The 18564-nt window shown below is 38.9% G+C and carries 21 protein-coding genes and 1 pseudogene; 6 read left to right on the top strand and 16 right to left on the bottom strand.

What is annotated here, in order from left to right; translation table 11 throughout:
- Positions 1–473 precede the first annotated feature (473 nt).
- The 4 genes from FTU34_RS11880 to ftsY form a co-directional block, all read right to left on the bottom strand.
- On the bottom strand, positions 474–1151 hold the full coding sequence (locus FTU34_RS11880; protein WP_180022729.1) for a DUF2057 domain-containing protein: 678 nt from the start codon (positions 1149–1151) through the stop codon (positions 474–476).
- Between the two features lie 182 nt (positions 1152–1333).
- Positions 1334–1927: a nitroreductase family protein gene (locus FTU34_RS11875; protein WP_180035761.1), complete on the bottom strand. Its 594-nt coding sequence runs from the start codon at positions 1925–1927 to the stop codon at positions 1334–1336.
- Positions 1928–2142: 215 nt separating this feature from the next.
- Positions 2143–2829, bottom strand: coding sequence for a nitroreductase family protein (locus FTU34_RS11870; protein ID WP_180035762.1), 687 nt, complete (start codon positions 2827–2829; stop codon positions 2143–2145).
- Between the two features lie 175 nt (positions 2830–3004).
- Positions 3005–4111 (bottom strand): signal recognition particle-docking protein FtsY, encoded by a 1107-nt coding sequence (ftsY, locus tag FTU34_RS11865; protein WP_180007272.1) that lies wholly within the window; start codon positions 4109–4111, stop codon positions 3005–3007.
- Between the two features lie 241 nt (positions 4112–4352).
- On the opposite strand from ftsY, the pseudogene FTU34_RS11860 reads away from it, so the two are divergent.
- Together FTU34_RS11860 and FTU34_RS11855 are read left to right on the top strand one after the other, a co-directional pair.
- Positions 4353–5675 (top strand): annotated as a pseudogene (locus FTU34_RS11860) (M16 family metallopeptidase); the annotation flags it as partial.
- A gap of 123 nt (positions 5676–5798) precedes the next feature.
- The gene (locus tag FTU34_RS11855; protein ID WP_373686499.1) at positions 5799–7370 is read left to right on the top strand and encodes an insulinase family protein; all 1572 of its coding nucleotides are present in this window, start codon (positions 5799–5801) and stop codon (positions 7368–7370) included.
- Here FTU34_RS11855 and FTU34_RS11850 read toward each other — a convergent pair.
- Both FTU34_RS11850 and FTU34_RS11845 read right to left on the bottom strand, forming a co-directional pair.
- Positions 7300–7617: a hypothetical protein gene (locus FTU34_RS11850; protein ID WP_180035765.1), complete on the bottom strand. Its 318-nt coding sequence runs from the start codon at positions 7615–7617 to the stop codon at positions 7300–7302. The two genes, FTU34_RS11855 and FTU34_RS11850, sit on opposite strands and share 71 nt — an antisense overlap.
- A gap of 109 nt (positions 7618–7726) precedes the next feature.
- On the bottom strand, positions 7727–8086 hold the full coding sequence (locus FTU34_RS11845) for a hypothetical protein (protein WP_180023554.1): 360 nt from the start codon (positions 8084–8086) through the stop codon (positions 7727–7729).
- 222 nt (positions 8087–8308) lie between these two features.
- Between FTU34_RS11845 and FTU34_RS11840 the strand changes: the two genes are divergently transcribed.
- The 4 genes from FTU34_RS11840 (at position 8309) to FTU34_RS11825 (ending at position 10070) form a co-directional block, all read left to right on the top strand.
- Entirely contained in the window at positions 8309–8542 is a 234-nt protein-coding gene (locus FTU34_RS11840; protein WP_078188494.1) for a hypothetical protein, read from the top strand.
- A 139-nt stretch (positions 8543–8681) separates the two neighbouring features.
- Positions 8682–9059 (top strand): DUF2750 domain-containing protein, encoded by a 378-nt coding sequence (locus tag FTU34_RS11835; protein WP_180035766.1) that lies wholly within the window; start codon positions 8682–8684, stop codon positions 9057–9059.
- 107 nt (positions 9060–9166) lie between these two features.
- Complete coding sequence (locus FTU34_RS11830; RefSeq protein WP_078193901.1) at positions 9167–9598, top strand: CBS domain-containing protein; 432 nt, start codon at positions 9167–9169, stop codon at positions 9596–9598.
- 121 nt (positions 9599–9719) lie between these two features.
- On the top strand, positions 9720–10070 hold the full coding sequence (locus FTU34_RS11825) for a hypothetical protein (protein WP_180035767.1): 351 nt from the start codon (positions 9720–9722) through the stop codon (positions 10068–10070).
- 9 nt (positions 10071–10079) lie between these two features.
- Here the strand turns inward: FTU34_RS11825 and trpB are convergent, their stop codons facing one another.
- From trpB to FTU34_RS11775, 10 genes are all read right to left on the bottom strand, one after another.
- Positions 10080–11288 (bottom strand): tryptophan synthase subunit beta, encoded by a 1209-nt coding sequence (gene trpB / locus FTU34_RS11820; RefSeq protein ID WP_180035768.1) that lies wholly within the window; start codon positions 11286–11288, stop codon positions 10080–10082.
- A gap of 131 nt (positions 11289–11419) precedes the next feature.
- Complete coding sequence (locus FTU34_RS11815) at positions 11420–12607, bottom strand: VWA domain-containing protein (protein WP_180035769.1); 1188 nt, start codon at positions 12605–12607, stop codon at positions 11420–11422.
- A gap of 204 nt (positions 12608–12811) precedes the next feature.
- A complete protein-coding gene (locus FTU34_RS11810; RefSeq protein ID WP_180035770.1) occupies positions 12812–13195 on the bottom strand; it encodes a hypothetical protein in 384 nt (127 codons plus the stop codon).
- 147 nt (positions 13196–13342) lie between these two features.
- On the bottom strand, positions 13343–14194 hold the full coding sequence (locus FTU34_RS11805; protein WP_180011248.1) for a MoxR family ATPase: 852 nt from the start codon (positions 14192–14194) through the stop codon (positions 13343–13345).
- A 21-nt stretch (positions 14195–14215) separates the two neighbouring features.
- Entirely contained in the window at positions 14216–14599 is a 384-nt protein-coding gene (locus FTU34_RS11800; protein WP_078193907.1) for a hypothetical protein, read from the bottom strand.
- Between the two features lie 21 nt (positions 14600–14620).
- Positions 14621–14929, bottom strand: coding sequence for a YcgL domain-containing protein (locus FTU34_RS11795; protein WP_078194000.1), 309 nt, complete (start codon positions 14927–14929; stop codon positions 14621–14623).
- A 124-nt stretch (positions 14930–15053) separates the two neighbouring features.
- Complete coding sequence (locus tag FTU34_RS11790) at positions 15054–16196, bottom strand: HRDC domain-containing protein (RefSeq protein WP_180035771.1); 1143 nt, start codon at positions 16194–16196, stop codon at positions 15054–15056.
- A gap of 201 nt (positions 16197–16397) precedes the next feature.
- Positions 16398–16994, bottom strand: coding sequence for a recombination mediator RecR (recR, locus tag FTU34_RS11785; protein WP_078188505.1), 597 nt, complete (start codon positions 16992–16994; stop codon positions 16398–16400).
- Positions 16995–17006: 12 nt separating this feature from the next.
- Entirely contained in the window at positions 17007–17336 is a 330-nt protein-coding gene (locus FTU34_RS11780) for a YbaB/EbfC family nucleoid-associated protein (protein WP_180035772.1), read from the bottom strand.
- Between the two features lie 32 nt (positions 17337–17368).
- The gene (locus FTU34_RS11775) at positions 17369–18556 is read right to left on the bottom strand and encodes an O-succinylhomoserine sulfhydrylase (protein WP_180035773.1); all 1188 of its coding nucleotides are present in this window, start codon (positions 18554–18556) and stop codon (positions 17369–17371) included.
- Positions 18557–18564: the final 8 nt, after the last annotated feature.

Genomic DNA, 18564 nt, shown 5'->3' with positions numbered 1-18564 from the left:
ATCAATTACTGACAAAAATTTGCTCAAATAAACTTCGAGTAATTTCTACCATCAATCAATGAAAATAATTTCGATCAATCAATCAGTAAAAATCCACACAAGTTGTTCTTCATAATCTCTTAATGATTTTCTTAATACTTCGTCAGCAAATAAGAAAACAACATCAAACAACTAAAAACCTTACGTTTATCGCTGTCTGCGTTGGTATGCAGCGTATTCTATAGAGTTTCAAAACAAACACAAGCCCCTATCATAGAAATTTCTATAATATTTTGCTTGAGTGTATATTTTTTAAACTAAAAGCAATCTATTGCTTATTTAAAGATCAATATATCCTTATATTTTGCTTTATGAAAGACGAATTTTATAATTCTTGGTGATTTTTATATTCTTCAATCTAAAAAGCCCGTAATTCAACGGACTTTTCGAATATCACGGATTTTAAGAAAACTAATGAAGTTACAAAAGTGACTTTAGTTTGCTTGCTCAGCCAACCAACTCATAAATTTTTGTCGTTCAGCTTTACTAGCCTTCTGCCAAAGCTGAATTAATTGTTGATCTGCCCCATTTTCATTAATAGTCACATTTTTTGAAGCCGCTACAGGAGATACTACATTCGTTGGCTTTACTGCTACGGATTGTGCATAAACAGGTGCCGGTTGATTTTCTGGTACAGCTTCTTTCTTCGTAAAATCTACAGCATTACCCAAAACACCATTGGAGAAAATCGATTTTTGTTCTTTCTTCGCCCCAGCTTGCTGCACAAGTAATTGATTAGATCTGTCATACAAACCAAATATCGGTTGGTCTTTATATTTTTGCGCAGCATCAAAATCTTTTGGTGCATTGACTAGACCCAAACGATACTCTTGACCATCAATCAGTGCTGGAGTACGAATAGCGGCCACACCTGACTTTAAAATATCGTGAGAATTATCAGCATGTTGAAAAAATTCGCTATAACGTACCGTTAATAGGTTTTCACCTGCATCAAGCTTATACTTCTCCGTAGATCGAAATAAACCACCAGTAACTTCTTGATCATTAACTGCGACTATTTTAATTTCTTCCGGAACAGTCAAAGTTACAGCTGCAAATCCGGCACTACTTAACATCAGCGCTGCAGCAGCAACAGTTAATCTTAAAGTCATCATTATCACTCTTTATCAATTATTTAGTTTCGAATGCACTATGCAATGCATATATGACAATCTTATGACATCTAACAATCACTGTATATTTTGTTTCAAGACATTATTTTGATATTCATTCAAGAATTTTGCATATAAAAAAAGGATGCTTAATGCATCCTTTTTAATTCATCACACCATCATTACTTGAATGTTTTGAATCGTTCTTCATCTGCAATAAAGGTTTTTTCGCCTGCAGGCGCTTCAATCGAACCAAAAACAAGTTGTGCACGTAGTTTCCATTGATCTGGCACATCAAATGCCGCAGCTGTTTCAGCATCAACAATTGGATTGTAATGTTGCAATGATGCACCGATATTTTTTTCAGCCAAAGCCGTCCAAGTAGCAAATTGAGCAATCGCTGTTGAGTGTTCAGACCATACTGGGAAATTATCTGCATAAAGTGCAAATTGTTCTTGGAGAGCTTTTACTACAGCCTGATCTTCATAAAATAATGCTGTACCAAAACCTGCTGCAAAACTATTAATCTTGCCATTGGTTCCTTCAAATGCATCTGCAGGTACAATTTTACGTAACGTTTCACGTACGATATTCCAGAATTTTTGATGTGCATCACCAAACAGAATAACGACACGAGACGTTTGAGAGTTAAATGATGACGGACTTAAACGTACAGCATCTTTAATGGTTTGCTCAATTTCATCTTGCGATAAAGTAACGTTATTACCAATAGAATAGATTGTGCGACGTTGTTCGATTTGATTCAAGAATGACATTACAAGACCTCTTTTTATTTTCAATTAGCTTACTAAATTGAGATTTATAATAGGTGAAGTTTTTAACCGTTGCATGACTATATTTACAACATTGTGTCTTATTTCTAGAACAATCAGTTGCAAGCATCTAAATACGTACAACCCACTTACATTCAGATTTTGGTTTCACTGTCTTTAGTACGGCAGAAATCAAAGCAACTTACAGAACATAGAAATTACTCATAAATTCTAAACTGATCTTGATCTTCTGGTTCTAAGCGTTCAGGCGCTTGGCCTTCAATTGAACCAAAGACCAACTGCGCACGTAGCAGCCATTGTTTTGAAATATCAAAGTGTTCGGCAACAGCATAATCAATGTGTGGATTATAGTGCTGTAAACATGCGCCTAGACCTGCATCTGCGATCGAAGTCCATACTGCGAATTGGGCCATGCCAGACGTTTGCTCCGACCATACTGGAAAATCTTCTGCACTTAATGGCACTTTCTTTTGTAATTGTTGAATCACGGTTTGATCTTCATAGAAAAGCACAGTTCCTAGGCCAGCTGCACATTGATCTATTTTAAGCGCCACGCCCTCAAAAATATAACTCGCAACATTCTTGCGTTGTACGTCTTTTACTACGTCCCAAAATTTTTGATGAGATTCACCAAATAAAACCACAATACGTGTACTTTGTGAATTATATGCAGATGGACAACTTCTTACAGACTCTTGAATCAGTTCAGCCAAGTAAGCCTGACTATAATGTACCTTCTTTCCAAGCTCGTAAATACTGCGACGTTTCTTTAGTTGGTCGACAAATGACGCTTCTACTTCTCGGTCAGTATTTTTCTTTTTTAATTTAAAATCTTTAGTGATATCCGCAGTCAATACATGACCAATTTTATCGAGTAACGCCACCCTAAACACCCCAAAGCAATTTTTATATATAAACAACAATTCCTTACTTATTCTAAGGGTTTATTAGGCTGAATTTTGATTATGATTTATTCACATGTTGCTTTTTAAATCAATCAATAAACCCTAAAACAAAAAACTCCGCATTTTGCGGAGTTTATGTGACATTTAACGCATTTTATTTATCAGTTTCAAATAATGCTGCGACAAATGATTTAGCTGAGAATGGACGTAAGTCATCAATTTTCTCACCTACACCAATAAAACGAATTGGCACATGGGTACGGCTTGCAATATTGAATAACACACCACCTTTTGCTGTACCATCAAGCTTAGTAATAGTTAGACCTGTAAGCCCTACTGCCTCGTCAAACATTTCAACTTGGTTAATGGCATTTTGACCTGTACCTGCATCAACAACCAACATCACTTCATGTGGAGCTGTAGCGTCAATTTTTTGCATTACACGTTTTACTTTAGACAACTCTTGCATGAGGTGTCCTTTGTTGTGTAAACGACCTGCGGTGTCTGCAATCAGCACGTCTACGCCTTTTGCACGAGCACTTTCAAATGCATCAAAAATAACTGAAGCAGAATCTGCACCATGACCTTGAGCCACAACGGCAATATTATTGCGTTCACCCCAAATTTGTAATTGTTCTGTCGCTGCTGCACGGAATGTATCACCAGCAGCCAACATTACTTTTTTACCTTCACCTTGTAAGCGTTTCGCTAATTTACCAATCGTGGTGGTTTTACCCACACCATTTACACCAACAACCAAAATCACATACGGATTTTTATTGCTATCGATATGTAGCGGTTTAACACGTGGTGCAAGTAATGCCACCAGTTCTTCTTGAAGCGCTTTATATAAAGAGTGCGAATAGATTAAATCGCCACGTTCAGTACGTTCAGTTAAGTTCGCAATAATCGTTTTGGTTGCATCAACACCAATATCAGCAACCAAAAGTTGCTCTTCGACCTCTTCTAAAAGTTCATCGTCAATTTCCTTCCCACCGATCAGGATATTCACCATGCCGTCTGCCAAGTTCTTACGTGACTTTGCTAGACCTTCTTTCATACGACTAAAGAAGCCGCCTTTCACCTTCGAATCTTCAGTTTCTGACTCTGTTTCTTGTAATGGTGCAGCAACTTCTTGCTGTACTTTCGGTGTCTCGATAATCGGCACATTTACCGCAGGTAAACTCGGTAGCGTGACATCGTCATCACCGATATCAGCATCAATCAAAAATTTATTCTGCCCATGAGATTGCTGTTGCATGCCGAATCCTTGAAAAGCACTGCGTTAAAAAAACCGATTCTATCATAAGTTATCTTAAATTGAGTCGATACACGCCTGTCAGAGCGAAGCACACTAAAAAACAACATGTTGAACTTGCAATCAAAATTAACTTTAGGAAAACTAGATAGCTATAAAATGCATTTTAATGGATTCCTTTGTGTCCCATAAAAACAGATTTTCTCCTTGTTTTTTTAAAACTTTATTTCGCTCTGCACTTCCTATCTGTGTCATCAGCAGTTGCCTTTGGTCTGCACCCTATCTACAAGCAGACACACGTACCCAATTAACACGTAGCACCTTTGAAACCACACTTAAAAATGGTTTAAAGGTCATTATCCGTGAAGACCACCGTGCGCCGATGGTAATGACCCATATTTGGTATCGTGTTGGCAGTAGTGATGAGTCGGGCAATCTATTAGGGATCTCTCATGCGCTCGAACATATGATGTTTAAAGGAACCACTAAAGTTCCTAATGATGAATTTACACGTCTCAGCCGTATCTATGGCGGCAGTATTAACGCTGCAACCTATACCAATTACACCAATTATTATCAGTTGTATCCAAAAGCCTATTTTCCTATGGCGTTGGAGCTCGAAGCGGATCGTATGAGTAATTTACGATTACAACAACAAGATTTCGACCCTGAAATTAAAGTGGTTATGGAAGAACGCCGACAGCGCACAGATGACAATCCTCGTTCTTTGGCTTATGAACGTTTCAAATGGATCTCTTATCCAACCAGTCACTATCGTCAACCCGTCATTGGACACATGAAAAATCTGCAAAACATCAAATTGGCAGATTTAAAACAATGGTATAAAGATTGGTATACCCCAAACAACGCCATTTTGGTGATTGTCGGTGATGTCGATGCCGAAGCAGCCATTCGTCAAGTTCAAAAATACTTTGGTGATATTCCATCACGTAAAACACCTGATCGTAACGATGTGAGGGAATTCGAGCGTGTGGGCTATCGTCATATGGAACTAAATTTACCCGTACAAGTGCCCAATTTGTATATGGCGTGGAATGTACGCTCACTGGCTACCGCAAAAAACCCACAAGATGCTTATGCTCTTAATATTATTCGCAATATTTTAGACAGCGGCATCTCATCGCGCCTACAAGACAAACTGGTACGCGATAGAAAATTACTTACTGCTGTAAGTGTTTCTTATGATCCATACAATCGTGGAGACAGTTTGTTTACCATTTCAGCACTCCCTGCCGATGGCGTCAAAATGGAACAAGCGCAAAAAGCGATACAAGATGAAATCGACACTTTAAAAACAGAATTAGTCAAAACACCTGAAGTTGAACGTATCACCACACGTTTTGTCTCCAATTTAGTCTATAACCAAGATGACATCAGCAGCCAAGCCAAGACGATCGGTAACTTAGAAGTCAATGGGCTCAGTTTCAGGCTAATGGACGAATTGCCAAAACTATATGAAAACGTCAGCGCACAAGATATTCAACGTGTCGCAAATGCGTATTTTGTCAAAGAAAATTTCAGCACCATGTATCTGCTTCCAGAACAGACGGAGGTTCCAACAACCTCAAATAAAGCAGATCAAACTACAAAACCAGCTCAAACGGAAGTTGTTACTCCAGAGCAACAAACTAACTCAACCCAAAACACAGAAAGCGTCTCGTAAGGATTAGTGATGACTATTACGAAAATTTTATCTCTAAGCTTACTCACTGCGTTTGGCTCACTCCTCCATGCAGAAACTTATACGGAAAATGTTCCTGACCTCAACGATAACCCGAGCCAATTACAATCTATCCCAATGCTGCAAAGTTTAAAGAATTTACAGATTGATAAAGACTATCGAGCTCCGCTTGTTCAAGTGCTGAAAAACCGAAATGGTGTGAATAGCCTGTTTGTTGAGTCACAAGATCTACCCATGGTGGATATTCAACTGACCTTTAATGCGGGTTCTGCTCGTGATGAAGAAGTAGGAAAAGGCTTGTATGGTGTTGCCAACATGGCTGCGCGTTTAATTGATGAAGGCACCGAAAAATACAATGCAACGCAAATTGCCTCAGTTTTTGACCAAACAGGTGCTCAATTTAGCGTACAAGCACATCGAGATATGTTTGTCGTTCGGCTACGCGTATTGTCAGACCCTAAAAAATTAGAACCTGCTTTAAGTATGATGATGGATGTGATTAAAAATGCGACTTTTAAAAACACTAGTCTCAACTTAGCACTCAGCAATAACCAAGCTGGTCAGAAACAACTCCAAGAAAGCCCAAGTCGCTTAATGAATATTCGTTTCTATCGGGCTGTATACGGCACACATCCTTATGCAGAACCAATTACAGGAACCAATGGCAGTATCAAAAAAATCACCCCAGACATTTTAAAGAAGTTTCGTAATCAATTTTTAGTTGCTCAAAACATGAATATTGCCATTACAGGTAAACTCAGCAAAAAAGAAGCACAAAACCTTGCAGAACGTATTTCCGGAAACTTAAACCAAGGTGAAAAAGCTAAGGCACTTGCACAACCAGAAGAAAAACAAGGATTTGATATCATCCATCTTCCCTACAATTCCACCCAAGCCAACGTCATATTCGGACATTTAGGCACCACACGCGATAACAAAGATCGATTAGCCCTAGAAGTAGCCAATCGAATGTTTGGTGGTAGCGGTTTTAACTCAGTCCTCATGCAAGAGCTTCGTGTCAAACGTGGCTATACTTATGGTGCCTATAGTGCATTTAGCTTTAGCCAAGCACCCGGTATCTTTAGTTTTAGCTATGGAACACGTCAAGATCAGCTTATATATAGTATTCGAGTGGCACATAAGGCCTTTAATGATTTTGTCAAAATGCCTATTGATCAAAAACAAATGGAAGAAACCAAAGCAGGCATGCTGCGTGCTTTTCCGAATAATTACAGCAGTAATGCAACGATCAATGCACAGCTTGGTCTATTGGGCTTTTATCAACAAGACCCAGATTATTTGACCCAGTACCCTAAATTATTGGAAAAAATAACTGTAGCTGATGTACAAAATGCGGTTCGTACCTACATGCACCCTGAAAATATGACGGTGATTGTGGTCAGTAAAACCTTAGATAAAAATGAAGTACAGCAGATATTGGAGAAGAATGTACAAGCAGCTCCAACCAAGATAATCCCTGCAACTAAAGCTATTCCTCTGCCAAAGCCGGAAGTTGATGTGCCCGCACAGACTCCATCTGATAAGCATGCATCAATTTAAGATAAGCGCCCACACGAATGCGATCTTGCTGTCTCAGCAGCATCGCTATTTCCTGTGTTTCAGGATAACTTTGCTGCAACGCAAGTCGTGACACGTTTTGGTATTGCTGTACAGAAATAGGACGATATAAGGCAATTACAGCCAATACCAAAATCACTACGATCATGACTGAAACAAAGATATTATAAATTTGCTCAAGCTGTATTTTAGATTTGAATTGAATAATTTTTTCTAAATCAATAGTCATACACTACCTCAGGTTCAAAGTAGTGTATGGCTGACGTTCAAGAAGTTCAAGTCACAGCGCTTAAAACTGCATCAGTCCACCTTTTCAGTCTGTGAGTTAGCTAAACAATTTAATGAATAATGGTACGTATCACCGCAAAATAAAGAATCAATGCAATAATCGCCAAAACGATAAATACTGCAAAAATACTCATTCCACCTTCTGCATGCGCTGGATGTAAATCATCATCATCGGCGATTTTGAGTAATTCGCCATTGTATGCATTGTAAAATTCTAAGCGCTGTCCCTTATCTAAATCCCGCGTGAAATCATATACACGTTTGCGTTGTGCCAAACCAAAATCCCCTAAATGAATCTCCTGATGAAAAATTGCTTCATCAAGATTGCGACGATGTAGATGTGCCAACTCCACAATTTGCGCTAATGTCGGAGGATAATCTAAAGTTAAACCGTCTAAAACTCTTGTCATTTTACTTCTCCTTATTATCTACAACTTCTTATGATAGTATTTTACTCACGAAAACAATTGTCCATTGTTTAATCATGTAAACTATAGCAAATTAGAAATATTTACGTGAATAGTTGACAATTCAAGATAATTGTAATATTAGTTTAACAATACTTAGTTAAATTAGTTAATAGGGCTAAAGAATGGGCCCTTAATGATCATAATTAGAATAAGGAGTTAAATATGATTCAACAATTCTCTCAACATGAACTCGAACATGTATACGCAAATGCGGTAAACACAATTCAATCTCAAATGAACTTCAGCGATGCAGTTCATGAATTGGAAGATGCAGCTCGTGCTGGACATGGTAAAGCAGCGTTATTTTTGGCTGAACTTTATTATCAAGGCTTCCGCGTAGAACGTGACTCACTCAAAGCGCAATATTGGCAGAACATGGCCACCTTGCAAGCATAACAAAACGTCACTAAGGTGGCGTTTTTTACACCCTTCAACTTTTAACTACATAAATTCTTACAATCAAGTTCAAAGCTTACACAGCTTTTTCATAAGAATTTCCTACAATAGGAGCAACATCAACAACACGCTGCATATGATGTCTAAATTAAAGCAATATAAACCTATTCCAAAAGATTTATTTTTCAAAATTAGTATTTTAAAAACCATGATGTACTGTGGAGTCCTTTGGGGTCTCTACCACCAACAAGGTTGGGCCATGACCAGCGATCAAGATCATATTATCTTCCCGTTTTGGCTAAATGGCATTCAAGCGCATAAATATGCCAAAAAGCATTGGCCCAACTACACTCCACGACGCATTACACCAGAAGATTTTGAGGCATCGCTATTACCGACATTAACACGCCTTAAAGTCATCCCTGCGTTGCATAGCTCTAGCCACATCCGTCTCAAGCTCACAACATCGCAAATGCGTTTATTCTTTTTTAATAATGACAAAATACAAATCGCATAAAACCCTCAGTGCATGTTTTGACCTAAGCATGCACTGAAAAGTATTTGCTTTTTTCAATTTTCGCGCTAATTTAAATTAAACAAAAACTACTATAAAGGAATGAAAATATGACTACAGTTGCCCAAGTACTTAAAGACAAAGCTTATCAAGAAATCTACACCATCACCCCAGATGCGACTGTACTCGAAGCCATTTCCCTGATGGCACAAAAAGGCATTGGTGCCCTCGTTGTGACCCATGAAGGCACAGTTGTTGGGATTTTGTCTGAGCGTGATTACACACGTAAAATCGCCCTGATGGAAAGAACATCTTTCGATACCTCTGTCAGCGAAATTATGACGGGTAGTGTCATCACCGTGACAAGTGCAGCGACTGTCGAAGAATGTTTAGAACTTATGACAGATCGCCATTTACGTCATTTACCTGTCGTTGAGGAACAGAAATTAACTGGCTTAATCTCCATCGGCGACCTTGTAAAAGCAGCAATGGATGATCAACGCAAACTGATCGAACAACTTCAACAATATATTTCTGGCTAAACTCAAAAATCCCCCTTGATAAGCTTTAAGGGGGAGTTCCAAATATCAATAATTTATATAACTCACATTTTGTAATGACATACACATTACAAATTAATTACTTTTCTCAAATTCCTTTCTTATGTTTGAATCCGCTTTAGATAAATTAGACCAACTAGATGCCATCATTTTAGAATTAGAACGCTTAATGTTATCGATGAAAGACGATGAGCTGCTGCAATACCACCGACGTACGATCAATTTAGAGATTGCATCTTCTATCACAGAAATTTTAGATGCAAAGGCAATTATTTATGCACTACATCCTGAGTTAATTTCAATTTCATCAAGCTTTGACCATATTTTTTATAAAAATTACGTCAAAAAAAATATCCCAGTTAAAAACTGGGATACTTCGAATATAGATCGGGCTATACAACTGCAAAAGATTTTTGCGTCATCAACAGATGATGAGCAACTTAGTCTTTTTTAATGGCAGTAATTAATTTAAACCTAATTTTTCAGCCACATAGTCTGAGTCTTTATCGCCACGGCCTGAAACGTTAACGACAATCTTCACATCTTTGGCAAGTTTTGGCGCTTCACGAATTGCCCAAGCAACCGCATGTGAACTTTCTAGTGCAGGAACAATACCTTCCACACGTGAAAGCATCATGAAGGCATCTAAACACTCTTGGTCTGTCGCTGTTGTATATTCAACACGGCCTAGGTCTTTTAACAAACTATGTTGTGGCCCCACTCCTGGATAGTCCAGACCTGATGCAATTGAATGCACTGGCAAAGGCTCACCCTGTTCATCTTCAAGGACATAACATGCCATGCCATGAATTTGACTTGGCTTACCCAATGTCAACGTCGCAGAATGCATATTGGTATCTAAACCATGGCCTGCAGGCTCAACGCCTACGAGTTTGACATCAGAGTCATTCAGGAATGCTGTAAATGCACCAACAGCATTGGATCCACCACCCACGCATGCAACCACATAGTCAGGATTTGCACCAAATCGATCATTGGCTTGAATTTTAATTTCATCACCAATAATGGACTGGAAGTCACGAACCATTTTCGGGAATGGATGTGGACCAACCACTGAACCAATCGCATAAATAAAATTGGTTGGATCTTTTAAATATTCTTCAAAAGCGCTATCTACTGCATCTTTAAGCGTAGCTGTACCACGAGTGACAGAGATTAGGTTGGCACCTAAAATCTTCATTTTCACTACGTTTGGATGTTCTTTTTCAATATCCACTTGCCCCATGTGAATTTCACATGGAATGCCCACCAAGGCACAAGCCGTTGCCAATGCTACACCATGCTGACCTGCGCCAGTTTCTGCAATCACTTTGGTTTTACCCATATATTTTGCTAATAATGCTTCGCCAAGGCAGTGGTTAATTTTATGCGCGCCAGTATGGTTAAGGTCTTCACGCTTGAGGTAGATTTGTGCCCCACCTAATTTGTCAGACAAGCGCTTCGCATAAAACAATGGGCTTGGACGTCCAACATAATGTGCAAACAACTCTTTCAATTCATTTTGAAATTCTTCTGTATGACGAATTTGCTCATAAGCAACATTAATGTCATCCATTGCCTGTTTTAAATCTGGTGGAATGAACTGCCCACCGTATTCACCGAAGAAACCTTCTTCATTAGGTAATGCGATACCATTAATTTGATGATCCATCATATTTCCTTCATGTTGTATGCAAAACAAAGACTTTTAAATACTATCCAATTTTAAAAATAAGAAACAATGCAAAATTGGAGTAAGTAATATAAACATCATTGATAAGAAAAAGTATCGTTTTTAACGCTTTAGCGCGCTAAATATTTCGTCATATCTTCCACTCCTTTTAGAGTCATCGGGAACATATGATCTTCAAAGATTTGTTTAATCACAGCTATGGTTTGGGTGTAATGCCAATAACTTTCTTCTTCGGGGTTTAACCATGCTGTTTTATCAAAGTGATTGCGTAAGCGCTGTAACCACACCTGACCCGCTTCATCATTCATATACTCCACAGAACCACCTACAGAGTTCAATTCATAAGGTGCCATACTCGCATCACCAACAACGATGACACGGTAATCTCGCCCATAGGTATTGAATAAATCCCATGTATTCATACGCGTATTTGAACGGCGAATATTGTCTTTCCATACATAGTCATATAAGCAGTTATGAAAATAGAAATACTCTAAAGTTTTAAATTCAGTTTTTGCAGCGGAAAAGAGCTTCTCACATTGGGCAATATGTGAATCCATTGAGCCCCCAACATCAAACAACATCAATACTTTAATGCGGTTACGTCGTTCAGGAACCAACTGCACATCCAAAATACCCTGTTTGGCAGTTTCACGAATGGTTCCGTCGATATCTAGCTCTTCTGCTGCACCTTGGCGGGCAAATTTACGCAAACGACGCAAAGCCATCTGCATCTGACGACTACCGAGAATCTGCTCATCATCTAGATTTCGGTATTGACGTTGTTCCCAAACTTTCACCGCAGATCGTTTACGACCAGGCCCACCGATACGCACACCTTCAGGATGGTCACCATAGGCACCAAAGGGCGAGGTACCGCCCGTACCGATCATCCGATTACCACCTTGATGCTTTTTATGCTGTTCGCGTAAACGCTCTTCAAGCATTTTCATCAGTTCTTCTAATGATCCAGCTTTTTTTAGTTCTTCTCGTTGTTCAGGTGTCAAATGCTTTTCGATGAGCTCTAGATCAAACCAATCCTTTGGCAGTTTATGCACCTGATTTAATAGTTCATCCAAATCAAAGGTGGCAATACCGTCAAAATAGTCTTTCATTGCACGGTCGAACTTATCAAAGTAACGTTCATCTTTGACCATGACGGTTTGTGCAAGCTGATAAAATTCATTTTGATCTGCAAAGACTAGCCCTGCTGCCACTGCTTGGTTCAAGTCAATCAATTCACGAGTTGAAACAGGAACACCGTATTTTCGAAGGGTATAAAACAATCGCACAAACATAGGCGAATAAAATCCAATAAAAAATTAAATATCAGGAGGTCAAATCCAGTGTGAATGCATGTGATCTTGTTATTTCATCTGCAACTGAGTCTTGCCTTTACATCCACCATTATGAAAAATTGATCCCTACAAGTAAAGCCAAAAGCTTTTACTGCGTGTTCATATACGTTGCCCTCCTACCCAAAGAAACACATACAGCATGATTTATTCGCAAGTCGCATTTCTATTATTAAGCGATTGTTTAAGAGTTTCATATTTGTGTTGAACATTGAGGCGATCTTGCTGCAAATGTTCAATAGATACGATTTTATGAAAACCTTGATGGTTTCTATAGCGGTTAAAGTCACTTAGATGCAAGATCACAAAATCATAGTATTTCAGCTCAAGTACAGTTGCAGCACAGGCCTTTTGCTGAATGGCCGTTTGAGCTGCGAGATGATCTGATTTATCAATGAGCTTTTCTTTAAGTTGATGTTCTGCAACTTGCGCCCAATACGCATCCTGGAGTAGCTGTTGATGCTGCTGTTCAAACTGAGCATCATCCATCGCATAGCTAAAACTAGAAAAATAAAAACTCGCAACCAACAAGAGTGCTGCCGACTTAAACCTCCTAGGTACAGCTAAATGTACACGTGATACGTATGCGCTTGTCTGTATAATTCACCTTTACATTTTTAATGCTCAAAATAAAAGCCGGATAACCAGCTTTTAAATCTTTGATAGAATTGATATCAATTAACGACGTGACATAAATGCTAGACGTTCAAGCAATTGCACATCTTGTTCATTCTTAATCAAGGCACCATAAAGTGGTGGAATTGATTTTGATTTATCTGTATTGCGTAAAATATCTTCTGGCATATCATCCGCCATCAGCAAACTCAACCAATCAATCAACTCAGAGGTTGAAGGCGGTTTCTTTAAACCCGGAATTTGACGTAATTTAAAGAAGATTTGTAGTGCTTCAGAGACCAAGGTATTTGAAATATTTTCAAAATGTACATCGATGATTTCACGCATGGTTGCTTCGTCAGGGAATTCAATATAATGAAAGAAACAACGACGCAAGAAGGCATCTGGAAGTTCTTTTTCATTATTTGAAGTAATGATCACGATTGGACGTTGTGTTGCCGTAATCGTTTCACCCGTCTCATACACAAAGAAGGACATTTTATCGAGTTCATGCAGCAAATCATTAGGGAATTCGATATCTGCTTTATCAATCTCGTCAATTAGAAGTACACAACGTTCTTCACTGGTGAACGCTTCCCAAAGCTTACCCGGCTTAATATAGTTTTTAATGTCATAAACACGGTCATCACCCAACTGACTATCACGTAGACGAGATACGGCGTCATACTCGTATAAACCTTGTTGAGCCTTGGTTGTAGATTTGATATGCCACGTAATGAGCTTAAGCCCTAAGCTTTCAGCCACTTGTTCGGCTAAAAGAGTTTTACCTGTCCCCGGCTCACCTTTAACCAAAAGTGGCTTTTGCAATGAACGTGCAGCTTTTACTGCAAGTTTTAAGCTATCAGTCGCAATATATTGATCTGTACCAGTAAATTGTTGAGTTTCAACAGACATGATATAACCTTATTTTTTTATTTAAAGCGGTGAAATTTTCTTGTTAACAACGTGCTGTGGTTTCGCTGCATTGTATTTGGTCCAAAAATAACCAAGGACTAAACCAATACCCACCACAAAGAGAATCAGCGATAGATTCAACCAAACCAATGGCTGATCTTTTGTTAATACACCAAAAATCAAACCAAAAATCGCAGGTGCGATCGCTGCATTTGAACCTTCAGAAACGGTTGGTGTTAATAAAATAGCAAATACGATAAGCCAACCAATGGCACCGATCGTTTTGGGTAAGCGCTTCATCAGCCCATACCAACACAACAAAGCAATTACAGCCCCACCTAGGTAAACCGTAATTGCAATACTGCTTTCAGGAATTGAGTCCAATACCGATACTACACCATTCATTTTCACAACTCCTGAATTAACTTAAGCGCCGCGCAAGCCTTCTGGCTCAACTGCATTTGGGTCAATTAAACCTTCTGGAGGCATTTGAATAAAGAACCCTTTTGTTTCAATTGAATCTATGACATGCAATACGTTTACACGTGCAAGTTTGCGTGATTCACTGAGTTCTAGATCCATGACAAATGTGGCACGACCAAATGCTGTACGTAAAGCATCAGGCATTACTGCAAGTGGATCTGTCACTTCAGTTTCGTTTTCATTAACTTCAGGACGAGCAATATAAAGATACATTTCATCTTTTTTGCTCGATTTGTAGATAGAACAGTACATAATTGAATCAATACTCATTAAACGCAAGGCAAAGGATACATCAAAAAAAAGACTGATACATTAGTGTTTATTAACGCATCAGTCGTGAATTTGTATAAGTGATAGTTCTTTAATCAATCAGAACTTATTCCATCACTTTCATTTGACCAGAAAGATAGCTTTCATCGGCATGCAGTACTTCAATTAAAGGCTTCGTCAGCAAATCATAGCGCCAGCCCAATAGGTAGCTCGGTAAATCCTGTTCATCATTATGAAAAACCACATGCTGATACAAGGCATTTAACCATTTTTTGCGCATTAAAACTTCTTTAGGCACAGAGGTTTCTTGTACCGCACGCTGAATGACTGTATCGACGCGCGAACCAATATCCTGAGACGAATGACGAATTGGACGTGCCATACGCAGCGGCCATTCAGCTTGTTCTGGTAAAAACTTCAACAAATCTAAAATAATTTTACCATGCTCACGCACAATGTTCGGACGAATGTCTTTCACTGCACTCAATTGAAAATTATTTTTTGGATTTTTTTCAACCATATCAATGATGGTTGAGTTTTTAAGAATAAAGCTACGTGGCTGATTTAAGGCTTTCACCATTTGCTCACGCCAAACGGCCAATTGCTGAATTTGCATGAGCTGTCGACGTGAATGTCGATAATTACCAATATCGTGATACAGCATATGGATCGGCGTTTCAGTGCCAATTTCATAAGTTAAATTTTTGCAGTCCTCAAGCACACAATTTAATAAACTTTTCGCAGCCAATTCATTCTGAATCGTATGGCTTAAATTCATTAAATAATGTACATCATTCGCTGCATAGTTCAATTGCTCGGCACTGAGTGGACGAGCCAACCAATCTGAACGTGTCTGATCTTTATCTATATCTACATCGAGCATAGTTTTTAAGGCATTTTGATAGCTGACTTGTAAGCCATGCCCTAAAAATGACATCCCAACTTGGGTATCAAAGACATTTTCTAAAGACTTATGCTGTGCATAGTGATAAATCAGATCGATATCTTCACTACATGCATGAAAAATGTTTTGCTGAGCCGCAAATAATTTTTGCCAAAATTGGCTTAAATCGAGGGTTGTACCATCAAGTAAATACACCTGATTTTGTACATTAATTTGGAAAAGTCCAAGTTTGGGCCACAGGGTATCTACTTTTATAAACTCGGTGTCGAGTCCGTAAATCGAGCTTTGGTCCATAAGATTTAAAACGCAATTTAAATCTGGCTGATTTTGAATGAATTGATACATAAGTTGCTGAGTCTAATTTTAGATGCTCTATGAGCTTATATTAACTGATATATATTATTTATCTATAAGGAAAAACGTTATTTTAGTGACTTATTTCCTTTAATTGGCTTTTTTATTCATTGTAAACAAAAACTTTAATCGTTATTAAGTATAAATAATTAGGTGAATTTTATACAAAGCGAAACGAGTTTCGCTCTATAGTTACTTCATTCGCATTCGGTTATGCACGGCCTGACTTAAAGTATGACTATCCACATATTCAAGCTCACCACCCTGTGGTACACCCTGTGCAATACGGGTCATTTGTATTGGTAAATGCTTGGTCGCTTCAACCAAATAATGTGCTGTCGCTTGACCTTCTACCGTTGCATTGGTCGCCAAGATCACTTCCTGCACTTTACCATCACTTAGTCGTTGAATTAAATAAGGAATACCAATTTCGTCGGGGCCAATACCATCGAGTGGTGACAAATGTCCACCCAATACGTGATATTTCCCTCTAAAACTGCCACTTTGCTCGATTGCCATGACATCTGCAGGAGATTCAACCACACAAAGCAGTTGATCATCACGCTCTGAAGAGACGCAAATGTTGCATACTTCATCTTCAGTCAATGAATGGCAAATGGAACATTCATGAATATAGTTGGTTGCTTCAGTCAAGGCATGTGCCAGACCGACAGCGCCTTCCCTGTTTTTCATGATTAAGTGCAGTGCCATACGTTGAGCCGACTTTGGCCCAACGCTTGGTAAAATACGCAATGCCTGTACAAGTTGATCAAAACGATCACTAAACATTTAACGTATTCCTTAGAATAAACCTGAAAGGCCTGGTGGAAGCCCCATACCCGAGTTTGCAGATTTCAGTTTTTCTTCTGAAATCACTTCAGCTTGACGTGAAGCATCATTCATTGCCGCTGCAATTAAGTCTTCAATCATATCTGTATCATCTTGAAGTAGTTCAGGATTGATTTCAATACGTTTCACCACATGACGCGCAGTCATAGTAACTTTAACCAGACCACCACCTGCTTCAGCGTGAACTTCAACTTGTGCAAGCTCTTCCTTGGCTTTTTTAATGTTGCTCTCAACTTCTTTTTGCATGCGTTGAGCTTGCTGCATGAGCATATTAATGTTCATAAAAATCTCCGAACAAAACTGATGAATTCACTTTAGATAAGATCTAAACCGCGTGAAAGATCGCGAATAATATCATTAATATCTTCTAAACCAACAGATACACGAATTAAACCTTCGCTAATCCCTGCTGCTTTTTTCGCTTCTGCTGACATTCTGCCATGAGAAGTCGTTGCAGGATGGGTAATTGTTGACTTTACATCACCCAAGTTACTTGTAATAGAAAGGAACTTAGTATTATCAATCACGGTCCAAGCGCCTTCACGTTCGCCTTTCACAACAAACGACACAACTCCGCCAAAGCCTTTTTGTTGCTTTTTCGCCAACTCATGACCTTCGTGATTTGGAAGTCCCGCATAGTACACTTTTTCAACTTTCGGGTGTGCATCTAACCATTCAGCTAAAGTTTGAGCACTTGCACAGTGGGCTTTCATACGTAAACTTAAAGTTTCTAGGCCTTTCAGGAAGATCCATGCATTGAATGGACTCATCGAGTTACCCAGTGTACGAATAACACCTGTAATCTCTTCCATCAATTTTGCACTACCTACAACTGCACCACCGAGCGCGCGACCTTGACCATCAATATATTTTGTTGATGAATAGATCACGAGGTCCGCACCGAATTTAATCGGTTGCTGTAACACCGGTGTACAGAAAGTATTATCGACTGCAAATAATGCCCCATTCGCATGTGCAATATCAGCAATGACTTGTAAATCCCCTACTTGAGCTAATGGGTTTGACGGTGTTTCAATAAACAATAAGCGTGTAGTTGGACGAATCGCTTGTTTCCAAGCATCTAAATCTTCCAAATCAACAAAAGTAACGTCAACGCCAAATTTGATGACATATTTTTCAAACAGAGAAATGATCGAACCAAAGACAGCACGTGAACACACCACATGATCGCCAGCTTTTAAATATGCCAAAGTGATCGCGTGTACGCCTGCCATACCCGAACTTGTCGCAACTGCGGCTTCAGCACCATCCAAAACAGCTAAACGTTTTTCGAACGCTTGTACAGTTGGATTGGTATAACGTGAATAGGTATTGCCTTCAATTTGACCTGAAAATTTTGCTGCGGCATCTGCTGCACTTTCACAAACAAATGATGAAGTCAGGAAAATTGGCTCGCTATGTTCACCCTCAAAAGTACGAATATGACCTGTACGAATCGCTAAAGTCTCTAATTGGTATTCGATGTCGTCTTGTTGGCTCATCTGTATTA

The organism is Acinetobacter sp. YH12094 (assembly GCF_013419295.1).
Lineage (GTDB): Bacteria > Pseudomonadota > Gammaproteobacteria > Pseudomonadales > Moraxellaceae > Acinetobacter > Acinetobacter amyesii.
The sequence above is the reverse complement of the archived record's forward strand: the minus strand, read 5'-3'. Positions and strand labels throughout refer to the sequence as shown.

Excerpts from the sequence above, each read along its gene's own strand:
- FTU34_RS11875 (WP_180035761.1), bottom strand. The coding sequence starts at position 1,927 with ATGTCATTCTTGAATCAAATCGAACAACGTCGCACAATCTATTCTATT.
- FTU34_RS11850 (WP_180035765.1), bottom strand. The coding sequence starts at position 7,617 with ATGACTATTGATTTAGAAAAAATTATTCAATTCAAATCTAAAATACAG.
- FTU34_RS11880 (WP_180022729.1), bottom strand. The coding sequence starts at position 1,151 with ATGACTTTAAGATTAACTGTTGCTGCTGCAGCGCTGATGTTAAGTAGT.
- FTU34_RS11835 (WP_180035766.1), top strand. The coding sequence starts at position 8,682 with ATGTCTAAATTAAAGCAATATAAACCTATTCCAAAAGATTTATTTTTC.
- FTU34_RS11830 (WP_078193901.1), top strand. The coding sequence starts at position 9,167 with ATGACTACAGTTGCCCAAGTACTTAAAGACAAAGCTTATCAAGAAATC.
- FTU34_RS11800 (WP_078193907.1), bottom strand. The coding sequence starts at position 14,599 with ATGAATGGTGTAGTATCGGTATTGGACTCAATTCCTGAAAGCAGTATT.
- FTU34_RS11790 (WP_180035771.1), bottom strand. The coding sequence starts at position 16,196 with ATGTATCAATTCATTCAAAATCAGCCAGATTTAAATTGCGTTTTAAAT.
- recR (WP_078188505.1), bottom strand. The coding sequence starts at position 16,994 with ATGTTTAGTGATCGTTTTGATCAACTTGTACAGGCATTGCGTATTTTA.
- FTU34_RS11840 (WP_078188494.1), top strand. The coding sequence starts at position 8,309 with ATGATTCAACAATTCTCTCAACATGAACTCGAACATGTATACGCAAAT.
- FTU34_RS11775 (WP_180035773.1), bottom strand. The coding sequence starts at position 18,556 with ATGAGCCAACAAGACGACATCGAATACCAATTAGAGACTTTAGCGATT.
- trpB (WP_180035768.1), bottom strand. The coding sequence starts at position 11,288 with ATGGATCATCAAATTAATGGTATCGCATTACCTAATGAAGAAGGTTTC.
- FTU34_RS11780 (WP_180035772.1), bottom strand. The coding sequence starts at position 17,336 with ATGAACATTAATATGCTCATGCAGCAAGCTCAACGCATGCAAAAAGAA.
- ftsY (WP_180007272.1), bottom strand. The coding sequence starts at position 4,111 with ATGCAACAGCAATCTCATGGGCAGAATAAATTTTTGATTGATGCTGAT.
- FTU34_RS11805 (WP_180011248.1), bottom strand. The coding sequence starts at position 14,194 with ATGTCTGTTGAAACTCAACAATTTACTGGTACAGATCAATATATTGCG.
- FTU34_RS11795 (WP_078194000.1), bottom strand. The coding sequence starts at position 14,929 with ATGTACTGTTCTATCTACAAATCGAGCAAAAAAGATGAAATGTATCTT.
- FTU34_RS11845 (WP_180023554.1), bottom strand. The coding sequence starts at position 8,086 with ATGACAAGAGTTTTAGACGGTTTAACTTTAGATTATCCTCCGACATTA.
- FTU34_RS11815 (WP_180035769.1), bottom strand. The coding sequence starts at position 12,607 with ATGTTTGTGCGATTGTTTTATACCCTTCGAAAATACGGTGTTCCTGTT.
- FTU34_RS11825 (WP_180035767.1), top strand. The coding sequence starts at position 9,720 with ATGTTTGAATCCGCTTTAGATAAATTAGACCAACTAGATGCCATCATT.